The sequence below is a fragment of the Pseudomonas sp. G34 genome (assembly GCF_031119625.1).
In the GTDB taxonomy this organism is placed as follows: Bacteria; Pseudomonadota; Gammaproteobacteria; order Pseudomonadales; family Pseudomonadaceae; genus Aquipseudomonas.
This window is the reverse complement of the sequence record NZ_JAVHZV010000029.1, coordinates 401,459-422,413: the sequence shown is the minus strand read 5'-3', so window position 1 is coordinate 422,413 and position 20,955 is coordinate 401,459. Positions and strand designations below refer to the sequence as shown.

At 61.7% G+C, this 20,955-nt stretch carries 14 protein-coding genes; 8 read left to right on the top strand and 6 right to left on the bottom strand.

Features of this window, described 5'->3' with window-relative positions:
• Positions 1-7: 7 nt before the first annotated feature.
• Entirely contained in the window at positions 8-853 is an 846-nt protein-coding gene (locus QYS36_RS20230) for a GPO family capsid scaffolding protein (protein ID WP_308841154.1), read from the bottom strand.
• A gap of 143 nt (positions 854-996) precedes the next feature.
• On the opposite strand from QYS36_RS20230, the gene QYS36_RS20225 reads away from it, so the two are divergent.
• The 8 genes from QYS36_RS20225 to QYS36_RS20190 all read left to right on the top strand — a co-directional run bounded on the left by QYS36_RS20225 (position 997) and on the right by QYS36_RS20190 (position 13,395).
• A complete protein-coding gene (locus QYS36_RS20225; RefSeq protein ID WP_308841153.1) occupies positions 997-2,757 on the top strand; it encodes a terminase ATPase subunit family protein in 1,761 nt (586 codons plus the stop codon).
• On the top strand, positions 2,757-3,785 hold the full coding sequence (locus QYS36_RS20220; RefSeq protein ID WP_308841152.1) for a phage portal protein: 1,029 nt from the start codon (positions 2,757-2,759) through the stop codon (positions 3,783-3,785). Before QYS36_RS20225 ends, QYS36_RS20220 begins: the two co-directional genes overlap by 1 nt.
• A 1,141-nt stretch (positions 3,786-4,926) precedes the next feature.
• Positions 4,927-6,237 carry a trigger factor gene (gene tig / locus QYS36_RS20215; RefSeq protein ID WP_308841151.1) on the top strand — a complete coding sequence of 437 codons (1,311 nt, stop codon included), beginning with the start codon at positions 4,927-4,929 and terminating at the stop codon, positions 6,235-6,237.
• A 94-nt stretch (positions 6,238-6,331) separates the two neighbouring features.
• Positions 6,332-6,973, top strand: a complete 642-nt coding sequence (clpP, locus tag QYS36_RS20210) for an ATP-dependent Clp endopeptidase proteolytic subunit ClpP (protein WP_070887516.1) — start codon at positions 6,332-6,334, stop codon at positions 6,971-6,973.
• A 108-nt stretch (positions 6,974-7,081) separates the two neighbouring features.
• The gene (clpX, locus tag QYS36_RS20205) at positions 7,082-8,362 is read left to right on the top strand and encodes an ATP-dependent Clp protease ATP-binding subunit ClpX (RefSeq protein WP_308841150.1); all 1,281 of its coding nucleotides are present in this window, start codon (positions 7,082-7,084) and stop codon (positions 8,360-8,362) included.
• Positions 8,363-8,513: 151 nt separating this feature from the next.
• Complete coding sequence (gene lon, locus QYS36_RS20200) at positions 8,514-10,910, top strand: endopeptidase La (protein ID WP_308841149.1); 2,397 nt, start codon at positions 8,514-8,516, stop codon at positions 10,908-10,910.
• Positions 10,911-11,045: 135 nt separating this feature from the next.
• Positions 11,046-11,318, top strand: coding sequence for a nucleoid-associated protein HU-beta (gene hupB, locus QYS36_RS20195; protein WP_003239952.1), 273 nt, complete (start codon positions 11,046-11,048; stop codon positions 11,316-11,318).
• Positions 11,319-11,535: 217 nt separating this feature from the next.
• On the top strand, positions 11,536-13,395 hold the full coding sequence (locus QYS36_RS20190) for a SurA N-terminal domain-containing protein (protein ID WP_308841148.1): 1,860 nt from the start codon (positions 11,536-11,538) through the stop codon (positions 13,393-13,395).
• A 128-nt stretch (positions 13,396-13,523) separates the two neighbouring features.
• Here the strand turns inward: QYS36_RS20190 and QYS36_RS20185 are convergent, their stop codons facing one another.
• From QYS36_RS20185 to QYS36_RS20165, 5 genes are read right to left on the bottom strand one after another with little or no spacing between them, the layout of a single operon-like run.
• Complete coding sequence (locus QYS36_RS20185; protein WP_308841147.1) at positions 13,524-15,143, bottom strand: ABC transporter ATP-binding protein; 1,620 nt, start codon at positions 15,141-15,143, stop codon at positions 13,524-13,526.
• Position 15,144: 1 nt separating this feature from the next.
• On the bottom strand, positions 15,145-16,164 hold the full coding sequence (locus QYS36_RS20180; protein ID WP_308841146.1) for an ABC transporter permease: 1,020 nt from the start codon (positions 16,162-16,164) through the stop codon (positions 15,145-15,147).
• A 3-nt stretch (positions 16,165-16,167) separates the two neighbouring features.
• Positions 16,168-17,256, bottom strand: a complete 1,089-nt coding sequence (locus tag QYS36_RS20175; protein ID WP_308841145.1) for a microcin C ABC transporter permease YejB — start codon at positions 17,254-17,256, stop codon at positions 16,168-16,170.
• Positions 17,257-19,104, bottom strand: a complete 1,848-nt coding sequence (locus tag QYS36_RS20170) for an extracellular solute-binding protein (RefSeq protein WP_308841144.1) — start codon at positions 19,102-19,104, stop codon at positions 17,257-17,259. It lies immediately after the preceding gene.
• Positions 19,101-20,933 carry an extracellular solute-binding protein gene (locus tag QYS36_RS20165; protein ID WP_308841143.1) on the bottom strand — a complete coding sequence of 611 codons (1,833 nt, stop codon included), beginning with the start codon at positions 20,931-20,933 and terminating at the stop codon, positions 19,101-19,103. Before QYS36_RS20165 ends, QYS36_RS20170 begins: the two co-directional genes overlap by 4 nt.
• Positions 20,934-20,955: the final 22 nt, after the last annotated feature.

Below are 20,955 nucleotides of genomic sequence, written 5' to 3'. Positions count from 1 at the left end.
GTGTTGATCAGAACTGGGCCAGTTGCTGCTTACCGTCGGCACCGGTTACCGGCGGGCGCTGGCTGTGCTGCTGGTCAGGGGTTTGTTCCAGGCGGTTGAGCAGGTCGGCGAACTCGCCGGCCAGTTTGGTGTGGTCGGCCTGGAGCTTTTCATGGGCGGACTTCACGGCGCTGAAGGCTTCGGCCTGTTGGGCGCCGTGTTCGGCGAGGTCGCCGATCATTTCGCCCAGCTCGGCGAAGTGGGCAGCGTCCTTGCCTTCCTTGTCCTTGCTCAGTTTCAGCAGCTCGGTCATGCGCCCCTTGAGGGCTGCGAACATGCTGGGGGTGTCGTCCTGCTCTTCGAAAATGAGTTCGTCAATCTGCTCTGCAGCCGTGAACAGTGTGTCCGGGCTGCTTTTGCGGCCGGCGAGAGTGCCGTGCTGTGCGCTGAATTCGAGCGCCTCGGTGCCGAGGCTGGCCGGGTTGTCGGTGATGGCTACGCCTTTGAGGTAGGCGCCTTTGGTATCGGCGAATTCAGGATCGACTTCGATGGAGGTGTAGATTTTCTGACGTTTCTTGTTCAGTGCGATCAGGGCTTCGTTGGGCTCCATGCGCGCGAACAAGGCCAGCTTGGTCTTGCCTCCGATCTCAACCTTTTCGGCCTTGAGCTCGAGCACGTCACCGTAAGCGCCGAATGGGGAGTCGGGCAGCACGCTCTTGATGTGCTCGCAGTTGAGGCGGGCACCGTAGAGGTTGCGGTCGTAGGAGGCCGCCATCTGGGTGATCCATGCCGGTTCGATTTTGCGGCCATCAGTGGTCGCGCCTTCGAGTGCAATACGGGTCCATTTCGATACGGTTTTCTTGGTGCCGGACATGCTGGGTAATCCTCGGTGCGGGTTTCGCGTTGAGGGCATGGTCGACAGTGGGCGAGGCGGCGGCAACGACGTGAGGTTGTAGGGAAGCGCGCTACAACGCCCGCCGATAGGGGCTTACGCGCGCGGGCGGCAGCATCGGCGCCATGAACACTACCGCCCCCTACCAGCCGACCACCGACTCCCGCCGCCAGGCCAAATTCCTGTACTGGACGGGTTGGCGCATCACCGATATCGCCGACTACTTGGGCGAGAAGGAAAAGACCGTCCACAGCTGGAAGACCCGGGACGAATGGGACAGGGCCGATAACGTCGAGCGCATCGGCGGGGCGCTGGAAGCGCGGCTGGTGCAGCTGATCCTGAAAGAGGGGAAGACGGGCGGCGACTTCAAGGAAATTGACCTGCTGCACCGTCAACTCGAACGGCAGGCGCGCATCCAGCGCTTCCAGGATGGCGGTACCGAGGGCGAGCTCAACCCGAACCTGGCCAAGCGTAACGAGGGGCCGAAAAAACAGGCGGTTCGCAACGAGCTCAGCGAAGAGCAGATCGAGAAGCTGGTCGAAGCGTTCAAGGATGGATGCTTCGATTACCAGCTCGATTGGTACCGGGCTGGCAACCAGCGCACGCGGATGTTGCTCAAGTCGCGCCAGATCGGCGCCACCTATTACTTCGCGCGGGAAGCCTTGATCGACGCGATCACCACTGGGCGCAACCAGATCTTCCTATCGGCCAGCAAGGCGCAGGCGCATCAGTTCAAGAACTACATGCAGTCGTTCATGAACGAGGTGCTGGGGGTGAAGCTGACGGGCGATCCCATCGTGCTGTGGAACAACGCCGAGTTGCACTTCCTGGGCACGAACTTTCGCACCGCCCAGGGGCGCAGCGGCAATTTCTACTTCGACGAATTCTTCTGGGTGCAGGGGTTCGAGGAGATCAACAAGGTGGCGTCGGGCATGGCGCTGCACAAGCACTGGCGCAAGACGTACTTCTCGACGCCATCGAGCATGGCTCACCCGGCGTATATCTACTGGACCGGCGAGCGGCACAACAAGGGCAAGCCCACGGCCCAGCACCTGAATATCGATGTGAGCCACGACGCCCTGCAGCAGGGGCGCCGCTGTGAGGACGGGATCTGGCGACAGATCGTGACCATCCTCGACGCCGAGGCCCGCGGCTGCAATCTGTTCGACCTGGAAGAGTTGCGCCTTGAGTACGACGCCCAGGCCTTCGAAAACCTACTGATGTGCCAGTTCGTGAACGATGGCGACAGCATCTTTCCGCTTCAGATGTTGCAACCGTGCATGGTCGACAGCTGGGAGGTGTGGGAGGACTACAAGCCGTTCGCGCCGCGACCGCTGGGCGAGCGCCAGGTATGGGTGGGTTACGACCCGGCCGAGACCGGCGACACGGCCGGCCTGGTGGTGGTGGCGCCGCCGCTGGTGCCGGGCGGCAAGTTCCGGCTGGTGGAAAAGCGCCAGTTCCGCGGCATGGATTTCGAAGCCCAGGCACGCACCATCCAGCAGATCACCCAGCGCTACTGGGTGACCTATATCGGCATCGACACCACGGGCATGGGCGCCGGCGTAGCGCAGCTAGTGAAGCAATTTTTCCCGGGGCTGCGCACGTTCAGCTACAGCCCGGAAGTGAAAACCCGCCTGGTGATGAAGGCCTGGGACGTAATCCGCAAGGGGCGCTTCGAATTCGACGCCGGCTGGACGGACGTCGCCCAGGCGCTGATGGCCATCCGCAAGACCATGACGCCCAGCGGGCGCCAATTCACCTACACGGCCGGGCGCAGCGATGCGACCGGGCATGCCGACCTGGCGTGGGCGCTGTTCCACGCACTAATCAATGAGCCGCTGGAAGGGCAGACCACCAGCAACACGGCCATCATGGAGTTCAGCTGATGAGCGATAACCAAGGGGCGCAGGCCCAGCAATTGAGTGGCCAGGGCGCGCGCGCTGAGGCGTTCACGTTCGGAGACCCGGTGCCGGTGCTCGATGGCCGGGAGATCCTGGACTATCTGGAATGCTGGGCCAATGGACGGTGGTATGAGCCGCCTATGTCGTTGGATGGGCTGGCCCGGTCGACCAGGGCGAGTGTCTACCTGCAGTCGGGCCTGAACTTCCGCCGCAACATGCTGGTGCGCACCTTCAAGCCGCACCGGCTGTTGAGCCGCCAGGCTTTCGAGCAGTTCGCTACGGACTGGGGCACCTTCGGCAACGCCTATCTGGAGAAGCACGACAACATGCTGCGCAGCACGCTGGGGTTGCGGCCGGTGCTGGCAAAGTACATGCGGCGCGGTACCGACCTGGACCAGTACTACCAGGTGCGCGGCTGGAAGGATGAGCACGAATTTCGGCGCGGCACGGTGTGCCATGTACGTGAGGCTGACATCAACCAGGAAATTTACGGGCTACCCGAGTGGCTGGCAGCGCTGCAAAGCGCGCTGTTGAATGAGTCGGCCACGCTGTTCCGGCGCAAGTACTACCAGAACGGGTCGCACGCAGGCTTCATCCTGTACATGACGGACGCGGTGCAGGATGAGTCGTTCGTCACCGATCTGCGCCAGGCCATGAAGGACAGCAAGGGGCCGGGCAACTTCCGTAACCTGTTCATGTACGCACCAGGTGGGAAGAAGGAGGGCATCCAGCTGATTCCGATCAGTGAGGTGTCGGCGAAGGACGACTTCGCGGCGATCAAGAACATCAGCCGTGACGACCTGCTGGCGGCCCTGCGTATTCCGCCGCAGTTGATGGGCATCGTGCCGCAGAACGCTGGCGGCTTCGGCTCGATCAGGGACGCCGCCCAGGTGTGGGCTATGAACGAGCTGGAGCCGATTCAGGCCAGGCTGCTGCAGGTGAATGAGTGGCTTGGGGAGGAGGTGGTGCGGTTCGATGAGTTCCAACTGCCTGCGCCGGGAGCTGGCAACTGACTGGGAGCGAGCTGGCTGGTGGCCGTAAACCGCCGGACACTTATCTAGTGGGTGTGGTGAGCACTCGACCGGCCAACTGCTGAGCTGAATTCTAAACACACGTGAACCGCCTTCGGGCGGTTTTTTTGTGCCTGGGCGCCTAGAAAACGTGCGGCTGAATGAATGAACTGCCCCACTGCAGCGTGCCAGGACGGGGTGTTGGTGTCTATTTGAATATGGCTGAAAGCCTCGGATTACGGGGCCTTCGTGCGATTGGCCGGGCGCTTGAGGCGCGGTGAGACGTGGTCGCCGGCCGGCCAGGTGGCAGGGAGGTCAGACGGGGCCGGGGGAGGCCAGCCAGGGGCAGCAGCACCCGGCGCGCGCAGTCGTCCCCCCACCACACCTGGCCGCTAAACGTGTCGCTTTTTCTGCATACCTGCGCTGGGCGCCGCGCAGCACCGCCACTGGGCTGCCACGATCAATGCAGAGGAGCAAATGCCTGCAGAACCCTGCGCCGCACTCATATATAGGAGGGCTCAAGACCCGTTTCAGGAGCGGCGTCTGAAAAAGGTAATAACGGTCAGGAGCATGCAAAGCCTGCCTCTAACCCGCATGGTTACTGGGTTTCAGTCATTACCTTTGGAGGTAATTTTGGGTAATGGGTAAGGTAATAAAAATCTATCTGACTGATTCTAAAGGTTTTTTTATTTCGCTCGGATTACACCTGAAATGGGTAATGAGCTTACCTAAAAATTACCAAATTATTACCTTTAAGAAATTACGCTAACCCATTGATCTGACTGGCTTTCAGAGCAGTAAACCAAAAAAATTACCAAAATTACCTAAAAATGAGGGCTGAACCGAAAATTTGGTTGACCCCGGTGGGGGCGCCTTTTAAAGTGCCGCTCCCCTTCGTTCTTGGGAACGACTTGGGAACAAATTCAGGCTCACGCTCTGAGCGAGAGCCAGAGAAAATGCGGGTTACAGGTGTGGTGGGGGAGGCTGCGATGAGTTCGAGTCTCTCCGTCCGCACCATCTTTTAGCGCCCCTCCCGTTTGCCACCTGCATCTAGGGTGACTTCTGCAACACCTCCCTCTAGAATGCATGCCCTTGAATGGGGCCGGTAAGCGGCCGGCATACGTCTGTGCAACGAGGAATATCCATGCAAGTTTCTGTTGAAAGCACTTCCGCTCTCGAGCGCCGCATGAGCATCACTGTGCCGGCCGAGCGTATCGAGACCCAGGTCAACAAGCGTCTGCAGCAGACTGCCCAGAAAGCCAAGATCCCTGGCTTCCGTCCTGGCAAAGTGCCGATGAGCGTGATTCGTCAGCGTTTCGAAGCTGACGCGCGCCAGGAAGCAGTAAGCGACGTTATCCAGTCTTCCTTCTATGAAGCCGTTGCCGAGCAGAAGCTCGCGCCTGCCGGTCAGCCTTCGGTCGAGCCGAAAGTGCTGGAGAAGGGCAAGGATCTGGAGTTCGTTGCGACCTTCGAAGTGTTCCCGGAAATCAAGGTCGGCGGCCTCGAAGCGATCGCCATCGAGCGTCAGCAGGCTGAAGTGGCCGATTCCGACGTCGACAACATGCTGGACATCCTGCGCAAGCAGAACACCCGTTTCGAAGCCGTGGACCGCGCTGCCGAAAAGGACGATCAGCTGAATATCGACTTCGTTGGCAAGATCGACGGCGAAGCCTTCGCTGGCGGTTCCGCCACCGGCACTCAGCTGGTGCTGGGCTCCGGCCGTATGATCCCGGGCTTCGAAGATGCCCTGATCGGCGCCAAGGCCGGTGAAGAGCGGGTGATCAACCCGACTTTCCCCGAGGACTACCAGAACCTCGATCTGGCTGGCAAAACCGCTGAGTTCACCGTCAAGGTCAACAGCGTTTCCGCCCCGCAGCTGCCGGAACTGAACGACGAATTCTTCGCCCTGTTCGGCATCAAGGAAGGCGGCCTCGAAGGTTTCCGCGCCGAAGTTCGCAAGAACATGGAGCGTGAACTGCGTCAGGCCATCAAGTCGAAGATCAAGAACCAGGTCATGGAAGGTCTGCTGACCGCCAACCCGGTCGAAGTGCCCAAGGCACTGATCGCCAGCGAAGTGAACAACCTGCGCGTGCAGGCCGTTCAGCAGTTCGGCGGCAACATCAAGCCTGACCAGCTGCCGGCCGAGCTGTTCGAAGAACAAGCCAAGCGCCGTGTGTCGCTGGGCCTGATCGTCGCTGAAGTGGTCAAGCAGTTCGAACTCAAGCCTGACGACGCCCGCGTCCGTGAGCTGATCCAGGAAATGGCCTCGGCCTACCAGGAGCCGGAGCAGGTCGTGGCGTGGTACTACAAGAACGACCAGCAGCTGAACGAGGTGCGTTCGGTTGTACTGGAAGAGCAAGTTGTAGATACTGTTTTGCAGAAGGCCAATGTGACTGACAAATCGGTCTCTTACGAAGAAGCAGTCAAGCCGGCAGAAGCTCCACAAGCCGCCTGATCGCTTCGCCTCGTTCGAGCACACCATAAGCCAGCCTCAGTGCTGGCTTATGCGTATTCGAGACATGACTTTTATTAGGGAGCGAGTGCTGGAAATGTCGCACAATCCTTTCATGCAGCAAATGTCCGATATCCAGGCCGCTGGTGGCCTGGTTCCCATGGTCGTGGAGCAGTCCGCTCGTGGCGAGCGCGCCTACGACATCTATTCGCGTCTGCTCAAAGAGCGCGTGATCTTCCTGATCGGCCCGGTCGAAGACTACATGGCCAATCTGGTAGCCGCACAGCTGCTGTTCCTCGAGGCCGAGAACCCGGACAAGGACATCCACCTGTACATCAACTCGCCAGGCGGTTCGGTAACGGCTGGTATGTCGATCTACGACACCATGCAGTTCATCAAGCCGGACGTATCGACCACCTGTATCGGTCAGGCGTGCAGCATGGGTGCGTTGCTGCTGGCTGGCGGCGCTGCAGGCAAGCGTTACTGTCTGCCGCATTCGCGGATGATGATTCACCAGCCGCTGGGTGGTTTCCAGGGCCAGGCGTCGGACATCGAAATCCACGCCAAGGAAATCCTGTTCATTCGCGAGCGCCTGAACCAGGTGCTGGCCAACCACACCGGCCAGCCGATCGAAGTGATCGCCCGTGACACCGACCGTGACCGCTTCATGAGCGGTGAGGAAGCGGTCAACTACGGTCTGATCGACAAGGTACACAGCCGTCGCGAGCAAATCGGCTGAAGCGTGACGCCACAGGCCGGCAATGGTCGGTCTGCGGCACATCGGGCTTGAAAATGCCCCGGTTTGGCTCCATCTTGTGTTTTAAGCCTACGGTATTGGATTGATCGAATGACTGACACCCGCAACGGCGAGGACAACGGCAAGCTGCTCTATTGCTCCTTCTGCGGCAAAAGCCAGCATGAAGTACGCAAATTGATTGCTGGCCCCTCGGTATTTATCTGCGACGAGTGCGTCGACCTGTGCAACGACATCATCCGCGAGGAGGTGCAGGAAGCCCAGGCCGAGAGCAGCGCGCACAAGCTGCCGGCTCCCAAGGAGATCAGCGCGATCCTCGATCAGTACGTGATCGGGCAGGAGCGCGCCAAGAAGATCTTGGCGGTCGCGGTCTACAACCACTACAAGCGCCTCAACCAGCGCGAGAAGAAGGATGACGTCGAGCTCGGCAAGAGCAACATCCTGCTGCTTGGCCCGACCGGTTCGGGCAAGACGCTGCTGGCCGAAACCCTGGCGCGTCTGCTCAACGTTCCGTTCACCATCGCCGATGCGACCACCCTTACCGAGGCTGGCTACGTGGGTGAAGACGTCGAGAACATCATCCAGAAGCTGCTGCAGAAGTGCGACTACGATGTCGAGAAGGCCCAGATGGGCATCGTCTACATCGACGAGATCGACAAGATTTCCCGCAAGTCGGACAACCCCTCGATCACCCGTGACGTATCGGGCGAGGGCGTGCAGCAGGCGCTGTTGAAGCTGATCGAGGGCACCGTGGCCTCGGTGCCGCCCCAGGGCGGGCGCAAGCATCCGCAGCAGGAGTTCCTGCAGGTCGATACGCGCAACATCCTGTTCATCTGCGGCGGTGCCTTCGCCGGTATCGAGAAGGTCATCCAGGGGCGCTCGACCAAGGGCGGCATCGGCTTCAGCGCCGAAGTACGTACCAAGGACGTCGGCAAGAAGATCGGCGAGTCGCTGCGGGAAATCGAGCCGGACGATCTGGTCAAGTTCGGCCTGATTCCGGAGTTCGTGGGTCGCCTGCCGGTCATCGCGACGCTCGAAGAGCTCGACGAGGAAGCGCTGGTACAGATCCTCACCGAGCCGAAGAACGCGCTGACCAAGCAGTACGGCAAGCTGTTCGAGATGGAAGGCGTCGATCTCGAGTTCCGTCCCGACGCACTCAAGGCCGTTGCCCAGAAAGCGCTGGAGCGCAAGACCGGTGCACGCGGCCTGCGTTCGATTCTCGAGGGCGTGCTGCTCGACACCATGTACGACATTCCGTCGCAATCGGACGTCAGCAAGGTGGTCATCGATGAAAGCGTGATCGACGGCAGCTCCAAGCCGCTGTTGATCTACGAGAACAGCGAACCGCCTGCCAAGGTGGCGCCAGACGCGTAACGCGTTCGTCATATGTTGTAAGCAAGGGGCCTGCGGGCCCCTTTTGCTTTTACCGACGTCAACGCTTGTTTTTTCGTGGGGCTACCCCCATCTTAGGGTCAAGGGTACTCCCACCGTTTACGGCCGCAAGGCCGCCGTAGAGCTCAAAATCATGAAGACAACCATCGAATTGCCTCTCCTGCCTTTGCGCGATGTCGTGGTCTATCCGCACATGGTCATCCCGCTTTTCGTAGGCCGTGAGAAATCCATCGAAGCGCTCGAAGCGGCGATGAGCGGCGAAAAGCAGATTCTGCTGCTCGCCCAGAAAGATCCCGCGGACGATGAACCGAGTGAGGAGGGGCTCTACCGAGTCGGTACCGTAGCCACCGTGCTGCAGCTGCTCAAGTTGCCCGACGGCACCGTCAAGGTGCTGGTCGAGGGCGAGCAGCGCGGCGAAATCGAACAGTTCATCGAAGCCGACGGCTACAGCAGCGCCGAAGTGCAGCTGCTCGACGAGATCGAGGCACCGGAGCGTGAAAGCGAGGTGTTCACCCGCAGCCTGCTCAGCCAGTTCGAGCAGTACGTGCAATTGGGCAAGAAGGTGCCGGCCGAGGTGCTTTCCTCGCTCAACAGCATCGACGAGCCCAGCCGCCTGGTCGACACCATGGCCGCGCACATGGTGCTGAAGATCGAACAGAAGCAGGAAATCCTGGAAATCGTCGACCTGCCGACCCGGGTCGAGCACGTGCTGGCCCTGCTGGATGCGGAGATCGACCTGCTGCAGGTCGAGAAACGCATTCGTGGCCGCGTGAAGAAGCAGATGGAGCGCAGCCAGCGCGAGTACTACCTGAATGAGCAGATGAAGGCCATTCAGAAGGAGCTCGGCGACAGCGAGGAAGGCCACAACGAGCTCGATGAGCTCAAGCGCCGCATCGAGAATGCCGGGCTGACCAAGGAAGCCTACGGCAAGGCCCAGGCCGAGCTGAACAAGCTCAAGCAGATGTCGCCGATGTCCGCGGAAGCCACCGTGGTGCGTTCCTACATCGACTGGCTGGTGAACGTGCCGTGGAAGGCCCAGAGCAAGGTGCGCCTGGACCTGACGCGCGCCGAGAGCATTCTCGACGCCGATCACTATGGCCTCGAGGAGGTCAAGGAACGCATCCTCGAGTACCTCGCCGTGCAGAAGCGCGTGAAGAAGCTCAAGGGGCCGGTGCTGTGCCTGGTAGGGCCGCCCGGCGTGGGCAAGACCTCGCTGGCCGAGTCCATCGCCAGCGCGACCAACCGCAAGTTCGTGCGCATGGCCCTGGGCGGCGTGCGTGACGAAGCGGAAATCCGCGGCCATCGCCGCACCTACATCGGCTCGATGCCTGGGCGTCTGATCCAGAAGATGACCAAGGTCGGCGTGCGCAACCCGTTGTTCCTGCTCGACGAGATCGACAAGATGGGCCAGGACATGCGCGGCGACCCGGCTTCGGCGCTGCTCGAGGTGCTCGACCCGGAGCAGAACCACAACTTCAACGACCATTACCTGGAAGTCGACTACGACCTGTCCGACGTGATGTTCCTGTGCACCGCCAACTCCATGAACATTCCGGCTGCACTGCTGGATCGCATGGAGGTGATTCGCCTGCCAGGCTACACCGAGGACGAGAAGGTCAATATCGCCACCAAGTACCTGGCGCCAAAGCAGATTCAGGCCAACGGTTTGAAGAAAACCGAGCTGGAATTCGAGGAGGCGGCGATCCGTGACATCATTCGTTACTACACCCGCGAGGCAGGCGTACGCAGCCTCGAGCGGCAGATCGCCAAGGTGTGCCGGCGTGCGGTGAAGAAGCATGCCAAGGAAAAACGCTTCCACGTGCTGGTCACCGCCGATTCCCTCGAGGACTTCCTGGGCGTGCGCAAGCATCGCTACGGTCTGGCCGAACAGCAGGATCAGATCGGTCAGGTGACGGGGCTGGCCTGGACCCAGGTAGGCGGTGAGCTGCTGACCATCGAGGCGGCGGTGGTGCCCGGCAAGGGCAACCTGATCAAGACCGGCTCCCTGGGCGATGTCATGGTCGAATCGATCACAGCCGCGCAGACCGTGGTCCGCAGCCGTGCCCAGAGCCTCGGCGTGGCACCGGATTTCTATGAAAAACGTGACATCCACATCCACATGCCGGAGGGCGCCACGCCCAAGGATGGCCCGAGCGCCGGGGTCGGCATGTGCACCGCGCTGGTGTCGGCGTTGACGCAGATTCCGGTGCGTGCCGATGTGGCGATGACCGGGGAAATCACCCTGCGTGGCCAAGTATTGGCCATCGGTGGCCTCAAGGAAAAACTGCTGGCGGCGCATCGTGGTGGAATCAAAACCGTGATTATTCCCCAGGAGAATGTTCGCGATCTCAAGGAGATTCCCGAGAACATCAAACAGGACCTGCAGATTAAACCGGTTAAATGGATTGACGAGGTCCTGCAAATTGCGCTGCAATACGCGCCGGAGCCCTTGCCAGACGCGGCTCCGGAGTTGGTTGCAAAGGATGAAAAACGCGAGTCTGATTCCAAGGAGCGAATCAGCACGCATTAGCCGGATGCCTTCCTTGACACATTTTTGGAGCCCTTGATATAAAGCGGCTCTTACCGTGTCGGTAGGCCATCCAGCACCCGATTCGCTTCCATTAAAATCAAGAAACAACCTAAACCGAAATTAAGGGGACTTAGAGTGAACAAGTCGGAACTGATCGATGCCATCGCCGCATCTGCTGATATCCCGAAAGCTGTTGCTGGCCGTGCGCTGGACGCAGTGATTGAATCCGTTACTGGCGCTCTGAAGGCTGGTGATTCCGTTGTACTGGTTGGTTTCGGTACTTTCGCTGTCAAAGAGCGCGCTGCTCGCACTGGCCGTAACCCGCAGACTGGCAAGCCGATCAGCATCGCTGCTGCCAAGATCCCAGGTTTCAAAGCTGGTAAAGCGCTGAAAGACGCCGTCAACTAAGCGTCTTCGGGCCTTTGCCCGCCGGGTCGGCTAATCCCGGCTCGGTTGTGGGGCGGCAATAAGACCTTGAGGTCTGTCACGCCGGGGATTGTAGAGTTTTGATCCCGATCCGCTTCGCACGTTACGAGAAGGCGCATCCCAGGATGCGCCTTTCTTCTATCCGGATTTTACCCACGCTGCGCGGCCATTTTTAGTACGTGGCCGTTCTGGGGGAAGCATGCTGCAAAATATCAGGGACAATTCACAGGGTTGGATTGCCAAAACCATCATCGGCCTGATCGTCGTTCTCATGGCGCTGACTGGCGTTGATGCGATCATTACCGGCACTGGCAACAGCCAGAACGCAGCCGCGGTGAATGGCGAGAAGATCAGCCTGAACGAACTCAACCAGGCTGTGGAAATGCAGCGCCGTCAGTTGCTGCAGCAACTGGGCAAGGAATTCGATCCGTCCATGCTGGATGAGCGCCTGCTGCGCGATGCCTCCCTCAAGGGGCTGATCGAGCGCTCGCTGCTGTTGCAGGGCGCCAAGGACTCCGACTTCGCCTTTTCTCAAGCTGCGCTCGACCAGGTGATCGTGCAGACGCCGGAATTCCAGGTGGACGGTCGCTTCAATGCCGATCGCTTCGACCAGGTGATTCGTCAGCTCGGCTACACCCGTATGCAGTTCCGCCAAATGCTCGAGCAGGAAATGCTCATCGGCCAACTGCGTGCCGGACTCTCCGGTAGCGGTTTCGTCACCGACGAAGAAGTGGCCGCGTTCGCCCGCCTGGAAAAGCAGACCCGTGATTTCGCCACGCGCACCATCAAGGCCGACCCCGCTGCGGTGAAGGTCAGCGATGATGACGTGAAGGCCTATTACGACGCCCAGCAGGCTCAGTTCATGAGTCCGGAGCAGGTGGTCATCGAGTATGTGGAGCTGAAGAAGGATGCATTCTTCTCGCAGATTTCCGTCAGCGACGACGAGCTGAAAGCTGCCTACGAGTCGGAAATCGCCAACCTGGCCGAACAGCGTCAGGCGGCGCACATCCTGATCGAGGTGGGCGGTGGCGTCAGCGACGAGCAGGCCAAGGCCAAGATCGACGAGATTCAGAAGCGCCTGCAGGGCGGTGAAGACTTCGCCACCCTGGCCAAGGAGTTCTCCCAGGATCCGGGTTCTGCCAGCGAAGGCGGTGACCTGGGCTACGCCGGCAAGGGTGTATACGATCCAGCCTTCGAGGACGCGCTCTACGCGCTGAAGCAGGATGAAGTGTCGGCACCGGTACGCACCGAGTTCGGCTGGCACCTGATCAAGCTGCTGGGCGTTCAGGCCCCTGAAGTACCGTCGTTTGCCAGCATGAAGGAAAAGCTCGAGACCGACCTCAAGACGCAACGCGTCGAGCAGCGTTTCGTCGAGGCCACCAAGCAGCTTGAAGATGCCGCTTTCGAATCCTCCGACCTGGTGCAGCCCGCTCAGGAACTGGGCCTGAAAGTGCAGACCAGCGCGCCGTTCGGCCGCCAGGGTGGTGAAGGCATCGCCGCCAACCGTCAGGTTCTGCAGGCCGCCTTCAGCCAGGAAGTGATGGAAGATGGCAGCAACAGCGGTGCCATCGAGCTCGACCCGAATACCCTGGTGGTGATTCGCGTCAAGGAACACCGCAAGCCGCAACAACTGGAACTTGACCAGGTCAGCGAGAGCATTCGTGCTCAACTGACCAAGACCCGTGCCAGTGAAGCGGCCAAGGCAGCAGGTGAGCAATTGGTAGCCGAGCTGCGTGACGGCAAGGCCAAGCCCGAGGGGGACGAGTGGCAGGTCGTCGAGGCAGCCACCCGCAACCAGGACGGTGTCGATCCGGCCGTGCTGCAGGCATTGTTCCGGATGCCCAAGCCGACGGGTGAGGCGTCCGAGTTCAGCGGTATCGCGCTGGCCAACGGTGACTTCACGGTGATCCGCCTGAAGGGCGTCAGCGAGCCGGAGCAGGCACTGAGCGATGAGGAGAAGGCCATGTATCGCCGCTTCCTCGCCTCGCGCAGTGGCCAGCAGGACTTTGCCGCCTACCGCAAGCTGCTGGAAAGCAAGGCGGATATCGAGCGCTTCTAAGGCTGCTATCCGCTGCAATGACAAAGGCCCCGATTTCGGGGCCTTTGTGCATCTGCAGGTTTTGTAGGGCTCAGCCTGCGGCGTGTCGAGCCTGCGCCGGCTTTGCGCCGCAGGTTCAAGGCGCCGCTTCAGGCCGTTGCAGGTTTCACGCTGGTCAGGAATGCCGCTTCCAGAAGCTGCTGGGTATAGGGGTGCTGGGGCGCCTGGAAGAGTGCCTTGGCGTCGCCTTGCTCGACGACCTTGCCTTGTTTCACCACCATCAACTGGTGGCTGATGGCGCGAACCACCGCCAGGTCATGGCTGATGAACAGGTAGCTGAGGTTGTATTTGACCTGCAGCGAGCGCAGCAGGTCGACCACCTGGCGCTGCACGGTACGATCCAGGGCCGAGGTCGGCTCGTCGAGCAGGATCAGCGCCGGCTTGAGCACCAGGGCGCGGGCGATGGCGACGCGTTGGCGCTGGCCACCCGAGAACTCGTGGGGGTAGCGGTGACGGCTCTCGGGGTCGAGGCCGACCTCCTGCAGGGCTGCGATGATCGCCTGCTCCTGTTCGGCAGCGCTGCCGATACCGTGGATGCGCAGCCCTTCACCGACGATCATGCCCACCGTCATGCGCGGGCTGAGGCTGCCGAACGGATCCTGGAACACCACCTGCATTTCCCGGCGCAGTGGGCGTACCTCACCTTGCGACATGGCGCCCAGCTGGTGCTCGCCAAAGCGGATACCACCCTGGCTGCCGATCAGGCGCAGGATCGCCAGGCCCAGAGTGGATTTCCCCGAGCCGCTTTCGCCGACGATGCCCAGGGTCTGGCCGCGCTGCAGGCTGAAGTTGATGCCATCGACGGCCTTGACGTGATCGACCGTGCGGCGCAGCAAGCCTTTCTTGATCGGGAACCAGACGCGCAAGTCTTCGACCTGCAGCAAGGTATCGGCGTCTTCGCTGGCGACCGGCTCGCCGTCCGGCTCGGCAGCCAGCAGTTCGCAGGTGTAGGGGTGCTGGGGGGTGTTGAACAGGGTCTCGCAGTCCGCCTGCTCGACCAGCTCGCCGTTCTGCATCACGCACACGCGTTGCGCGATACGGCGTACCAGCTTGAGGTCATGGGTGATGATCAACATGGCCATGCCCAGGCGCGCCTGCAGATCCTTGAGCAGCTCGAGGATCTTCAATTGCACCGTCACGTCCAGCGCCGTGGTCGGCTCGTCGGCGATCAGCAGCTCCGGCTCGTTGGCCAGGGCCATGGCGATCATCACCCGCTGGCGTTGCCCGCCGGACAGCTCGTGGGGCAGGGCCTTGAGGCGCTTGTGCGGCTCCGGGATGCCGACCAGTTCGAGCAGCTCCAGGGTGCGCTGGGTAGCGGCCTTGCCGCGCAGGCCCTTGTGCAGGGCGAGCACCTCGTTGATCTGTTTTTCGATGTTGTGCAGCGGGTTCAGCGAGGTCATCGGCTCCTGGAAGACCATGGCGATGCGGTTGCCACGGATGCCACGCAGTTTGCGTTCGGGCAGTTTGAGCAGGTCCTGGCCATCGTAGTTGATCGTGCCGCTGGGATGCTGGGCGAGCGGGTAGGGCAGCAGGCGCAGGATCGAGTGGGCGGTGACCGACTTGCCGGAGCCGCTTTCGCCGACCAGGGCCAGGGTTTCACCGCGGCGGATGTCGAAGCTGATGTGGTTGACCACCTGGCGGTGGCTGTCACCACTGACGAAGGCGACGGAGAGGTCGCGGATTTCGACGAGGTTATCAGGGTGGCTCATGTCATTTCCTCGGGTCGAACGCATCGCGAGCCGCCTCGCCGATAAACACCAGCAGGCTCAACATGATGGCCAGTACGGCGAAGGCGCTGATACCCAGCCACGGCGCTTGCAGGTTGGACTTGCCCTGGGCGACCAGCTCGCCGAGCGACGGCGAACCGGCCGGCAGGCCGAAGCCCAGGAAGTCCAGGGCGGTAAGGGTGCCGATGGCGCCCGTGACGATGAACGGCAGGAAGGTCATGGTCGAGACCATGGCGTTGGGCAGGATGTGGCGGAACATGATCGCGCCGTTGCGCATGCCCAGTGCCCGCGCCGCGCGCACGTATTCGAGGTTGCGGCCCCGCAGGAACTCGGCGCGCACCACATCGACCAGGCTCATCCAGGAGAACAGCAGCATCAGCCCCAGCAGCCACCAGAAGTTGGGCTGCACGAAACTGGCGAGAATGATCAGCAGGTAGAGCACCGGCAAACCCGACCAGATCTCCAGGAAACGTTGCCCGGCCAGGTCCACCCAGCCGCCGTAGAAGCCCTGCAGGGCGCCAGCGGCAACACCGATCACCGAGCTGGCCAGGGTCAGCGCCAGGGCGAACAGCACGGAAATGCGGAAGCCATAGATGACCCGCGCCAGCACGTCGCGACCCTGGTCGTCGGTGCCCAGCCAGTTGGCCGCCGAGGGCGGCGCGGGGGCGGGCACCTTGAGGTCGTAGTTGATGCTCGAATAGCTGAAGGGGATCGGCGGCCAGACCATCCAGCCGTCCTTCTGCTCGATCAGGTCCTGGATGTACGGGCTCTTGTAGTTGGCCTGCAACGGGAACTCACCGCCAAAGGTGGTCTCCGGGTAGCGCTTGAGCACCGGGAAGTACAGCTCGCCGTCATAGCTGACCACCAGCGGTTTGTCGTTGGCGATCAGCTCGGCGCCCAGGGTCACGAAGAACAGCGCGAGAAAGATCCACAGCGACCACCAGCCGCGTTTGTGGGCCTTGAAGCGTTCGAAACGGCGTTGGTTGAGCGGGGAAAGTGCCATGGCTCAGGCCTCCCTGCTTTCGAAGTCGATGCGCGGATCGACCAGGGTATAGGTGATGTCACCGATCAGTTTCACGACCAGCCCCAGCAAGGTGAAGATGAACAGGGTGCCGAAGACCACCGGGTAATCGCGGTTGATCGCCGCCTCGAAGCTCAACAGGCCCAGGCCGTCGAGGGAGAAGATCACCTCGATGAGCAAGGAGCCGGTGAAGAACATGCCGATGAAGGCGGCCGGAAAGCCGGCGATGATCAGCAGCATGGCGTTGCGGAACACGTGGCCATAGAGCACCCGGGCGTTGCTCAGGCCCTTGGCCCGGGCGGTGGTCACGTACTGTTTGTTGATCTCGTCGAGAAAGCTGTTCTTGGTCAGCAGGGTGAGGGTGGCGAAGTTGCCGATCACCAGCGCGGTCACCGGCAAGGCCAGGTGCCAGAAGTAGTCGAGGATCTTGCCGCCCAGGCTCAGCTGCTCGAAGTTGCTGGACGTCAGGCCGCGCAGCGGGAACCAGTCCCAATAGCTGCCGCCGGCGAACAGCACGATCAGCAGGATGGCGAACAGGAAGGCCGGAATGGCGTAGCCGATGATGATCGCCGAGCTGGTCCATACGTCGAAGGCGCTGCCGTGCCGGGTGGCCTTGGCGATACCCAGGGGGATGGACACCAGGTACATGATCAAGGTGCTCCACAGTCCCAGGGAGATGGATACCGGCATTTTTTCCATGATCAGGTCGATGACCTTGGCATCGCGAAAGAAGCTGTCGCCGAAGTCCAGCTGGGCGTAATTCTTGATCATGATCCAGAAGCGTTCGGGGGCCGATTTGTCGAAGCCGTACATCTTCTCGATCTCGGCGATCAGTTCCGGATCCAGGCCCTGGGCGCCGCGGTAGTTGGAGCCGGCGGTGGACACCTCGCCACCGCCACCGCCGGAGATGCGCCCGGTGGCACCACCGGCGGCGGCGTCGAAGCCCTCGAGCTTGGCGATCATCTGTTCCACCGGGCCGCCGGGCGCGGCCTGGATGATCGCGAAGTTGATGACCAGAATGCCGAACACGGTGGGGATGATCAGCAGCAGGCGGCGCAGGATATAGGCGAGCATCTAGCGTTCTTCCTGCTCTGGGGTGGTTTTGTCCTCGTTGCTGATCACTTCGCCGATCGGCTTTTCCTGCCACCAGGTCATCAGGCCGTAGTCGTAGAGCGGCGATTTCTGCGGATGGCCGAAGCGCTTCCAGTAGGCGACGCGGTAGGCGTCCACGTAGTAGTTGGGCACCACGTAGTTGCCCCACAGCAGCACACGATCCAGGGCGCGGGTGTGGGTGATCAGCGACTCACGGGAGTCGGCCTGGATCAGCCCCTCGACCAGCTTGTCGATCGCCGGGTCACGCAGGCCAATGAGGTTACGGCTGCCCGGGTTGTCGGCGCTGCTGGAGTGCCAGAACTCGCGTTGCTCGTTGCCGGGCGAACTCGATTGCGGCCAGATCGCCGAGGTCATGTCGAAATCCCGCGAACGCAGGCGGTTGATGTACTGGGAAACGTCGACCCGGCGGATCTGCAGGTCGATGCCCAGCTCGGCCAGGTTGCGTTTGAACGGCAGGATCACCCGCTCCAGGTTGGCCTGGGTATTGAGGAACTCGAACGCCAGCTGGTTGCCGTTGGCATCGACCATCTTGTCGTTCTCGATCCGGTAGCCGGCCTCGGTGAGCAGTTGATAGGCGCGCCGCGCCTGGTCGCGGATGATGCCGCTGCCGTCGCTGACCGGCGGCGCGAAGGCCTCGGTGAATACGCGGTCGGGAATCTGCCCGCGCAGCGGTTCGAGCAGCTTCAGCTCGGCCGGGCTGGGCAGGCCCCGGGCGGCCATTTCCGAGTTTTCGAAGTAGCTGTGGGTGCGCTTGTAGGCGCCGTAGAACAGCTGCTTGTTGGCCCATTCGAAATCGAACAGCTGGGCGATCGCCTCGCGCACCCGCGGGTCCTGGAACATCGGCTTGCGGGTGTTGAACACGAAACCCTGCATGCCGGCCGGATTGCGGTTGGGGAAGGCTTCCTGGACGAAGCGCCCGGCGCGCAGCGCCGGCGAGTTGTAGCCGGTGGCCCAGTCCTTGGCCGAGTACTCGAGGTTGACGTCGAACTGGCCGGCCTTGAAGGCTTCCAGGGCGACCGCCATGTCGCGGAAGTACTCGATGCGGATTTCGTCGAAGTTGTACATCCCGCGGGCCACCGGCAGATCCTTGGCCCACCAGTCCTTTACTCGCTCGAAGCGGATCGAGCTGTTTGGCGAGAACCCGGCGATGCGGTACGGGCCGCTGCCCAGTGGCGGCTCCAGGCTGCCACGGGAGAAGTCGCGACCTTGCCACCAGTGCTTGGGGAGCACCTGCAGCTGGCCGAGAATCAGCGGCAGCTCGCGGTTGCCGGCATGCTTGAAGTTGAAGCGCACGGTGCGCGGGTTTTCGGCGACCACCTCGGCGACATCGGCGTAGTAGTGCCGGTACATCGGGTCGCCGTGTTCGAGCAGCACGTTGAAGGTGAAGATCACATCCTCGGCGGTGACCGGCTGGCCATCGTGAAAGCGCGCCTTGGGGTTGAGATAGAAGCGCACGTAGCTGTCATCGGCGCCTTTCTCGACCTTTTCGGCGAGCAGGCCGTATTCGGTGAAGGGTTCGTCCGGCGAGTGGTAGGTGAGGGTGTCGTAGATCAGCCCGATACGGTCGGCCGGGTTGCCCTTGGGAATGAACGGGTTGAAGCTGTCGAAACCGTTGAGGCCGGGCAGGCGCAGCACGCCGCCCTTGGGTGCATCGGGGTTCACGTAATCGAAATGCTTGAAGTTGGCCGGGTATTTCGGCGCTTCGCCGTACAGCGTCAGGGCATGTTGCGGGGCGGCCTGGGCGAGGCTCGCGAGGCCAAGCAGCAGGGCGCTGCCGAGCACGAGAAATGAACGCAGTGGGCGCGTCATTGGGTGGTCTCCGTGGGTTTCAGCCACCAACTGCGCAGCCCCAGCGTGTAGGGCGGCGTGGCGACGAAGGCAAAGCGATTGCGGTACGCCAGGCGGTGATAGTCGATGTACCAATTGGGAATGGTGTAGTGCTGCCAGAGCATCACGCGATCCAGGGCGCGGGTGGCGGCCACCTGTTCATCACGCGTACGGGCAGAGAGCAGCTTTTCGAGCAGGGCATCGACGACCGGATCGTTGATGCCGGCGTAATTCCTGCCGCCCTTCACGCTGGCCTGGCTGGAATGGAAGTACAGCGCTTGCTCCAGGCCGGGACTGAGGGTTTGCGGCAGGGTCAGCAGGATCATGTCGAATTCGAAGCGATCCAGGCGTTGTTTGTATTGGGCGCGATCCACGGTTCTCAGGTTGGCCTGGATGCCGATGCTGGCCAGGTTCTCGGTGAATGGCTGGAGAATGCGCTCCAGGTTGGGGTTGACCAACAGGATTTCGAAACTCAGCGGCTGGCCTTTGCCGTTGATGAGGCGCTGCCCCGAGGGTTTGAAGCCGGCCTCGGCCAATAGACCGAGCGCACGGCGCATGGTTTCGCGGGGAATGCCACGGCCATCGGTAACCGGCATCCTGAAAGGCTCGGTGAACAGCCTGGGGGGCAACTGCCCGCGAAACGGCGACAACAGCAGCCATTCGGCGCCTTGCGGCTTGCCCTTGGCGGAGAACTCGCTGTTGGGGTAATAGCTGGCGGCACGGGTATAGGAGCTGTTGAACAGGGTGCGGTTGGTCCACTCGAAATCGAACATCAGGCCCAGTGCTTCGCGCACGCGGGCGTCCTCGAAGGTGGCGCGGCGGGTGTTCATGAACAGCGCCTGGGTCTGAGTGGGAATCTGGTGAGGGATCTCCGCACGCACCACCTCGCCACGGGTTGCCGCCGGGAAGCGGTAGTTGTTGGCCCAGTTCTTCGCCTGCTGCTCGATGTAGAAATCGAATTCGCCGGCCTTGAAGGCCTCGAAGGCGACGTGGCTGTCGCGGTAGAAATCCACTTCGACCCGGTCGAAGTTGTACTTGCCGCGGTTGGCCGGCAGCGCCGCGCCCCACCAGTCCTGCACCCGCTCGAAGGTCAGGCTGCGCCCCGGGTTGACCCGGGTGATGCGATAGGGGCCGCTGCCCAGCGGCGGCTCGAAGGTGGTGGCCTTGAAATCGCGATCCTTCCAGTAGTGCTGCGGCAGCACCGGCAGCTCGCCCAGGCGCAGGATCAGCAGCGGATTGTTGGCACGCTTGAGCACGAAGCGCACGCGGTGGCGATTGAGGATATCGACCCGTTTCACTTCCTGCAGGCTGGTGCGGTACTGCGGGTGGCCTTCCTTGAGCAGCAACCGGTAGGAAAACGCCACGTCATAGGCGGTGATCGGTTTGCCATCGTGAAAACGCGCCTCGGGGCGCAGGTTGAACACCACCCAGCTGCGCTCTTCGCTGTATTCCACGGAGCTGGCGATCAGCCCGTAGCTGGAGGCCGGCTCGTCACCGGACGGATCGTACGGCCCGGTGCCCACCATCAGCGGCTCGTTCAGTTCGGTCACGCCGTATTGCAGAAAGTTGGCGGTGGCCACCGGGCTGGTGCCCTTGAGCGTATAGGGGTTGAGCGTGTCGAAACTGCCGGCGGCCATGATGCGCAGGGTGCCGCCCTTGGGCGCTTCGGGGTTGACCCAGTCGAAATGGGTGAAACTGGCGGGGTACTTGAGCGCGCCGAATTGCGCATAGCCGTGGCTTTCGCTGAGCGTTGCCGAGGCCGGGAAGCTGGTGGCCAGGCCAAAAAACAGCGAGAGGAGGGGGCGTCTCAAGAGCAATATCCGATCCGGGGCA

Bases quoted from the DNA above. Each gene is read 5' to 3' on its own strand.
- QYS36_RS20230 (WP_308841154.1), bottom strand. From the start codon at position 853: ATGTCCGGCACCAAGAAAACCGTATCGAAATGGACCCGTATTGCACTC.
- QYS36_RS20225 (WP_308841153.1), top strand. From the start codon at position 997: ATGAACACTACCGCCCCCTACCAGCCGACCACCGACTCCCGCCGCCAG.
- QYS36_RS20220 (WP_308841152.1), top strand. From the start codon at position 2,757: ATGAGCGATAACCAAGGGGCGCAGGCCCAGCAATTGAGTGGCCAGGGC.
- tig (WP_308841151.1), top strand. From the start codon at position 4,927: ATGCAAGTTTCTGTTGAAAGCACTTCCGCTCTCGAGCGCCGCATGAGC.
- clpP (WP_070887516.1), top strand. From the start codon at position 6,332: ATGTCGCACAATCCTTTCATGCAGCAAATGTCCGATATCCAGGCCGCT.
- clpX (WP_308841150.1), top strand. From the start codon at position 7,082: ATGACTGACACCCGCAACGGCGAGGACAACGGCAAGCTGCTCTATTGC.
- lon (WP_308841149.1), top strand. From the start codon at position 8,514: ATGAAGACAACCATCGAATTGCCTCTCCTGCCTTTGCGCGATGTCGTG.
- QYS36_RS20190 (WP_308841148.1), top strand. From the start codon at position 11,536: ATGCTGCAAAATATCAGGGACAATTCACAGGGTTGGATTGCCAAAACC.
- QYS36_RS20185 (WP_308841147.1), bottom strand. From the start codon at position 15,143: ATGAGCCACCCTGATAACCTCGTCGAAATCCGCGACCTCTCCGTCGCC.
- QYS36_RS20180 (WP_308841146.1), bottom strand. From the start codon at position 16,164: ATGGCACTTTCCCCGCTCAACCAACGCCGTTTCGAACGCTTCAAGGCC.
- QYS36_RS20175 (WP_308841145.1), bottom strand. From the start codon at position 17,256: ATGCTCGCCTATATCCTGCGCCGCCTGCTGCTGATCATCCCCACCGTG.
- QYS36_RS20170 (WP_308841144.1), bottom strand. From the start codon at position 19,104: ATGACGCGCCCACTGCGTTCATTTCTCGTGCTCGGCAGCGCCCTGCTG.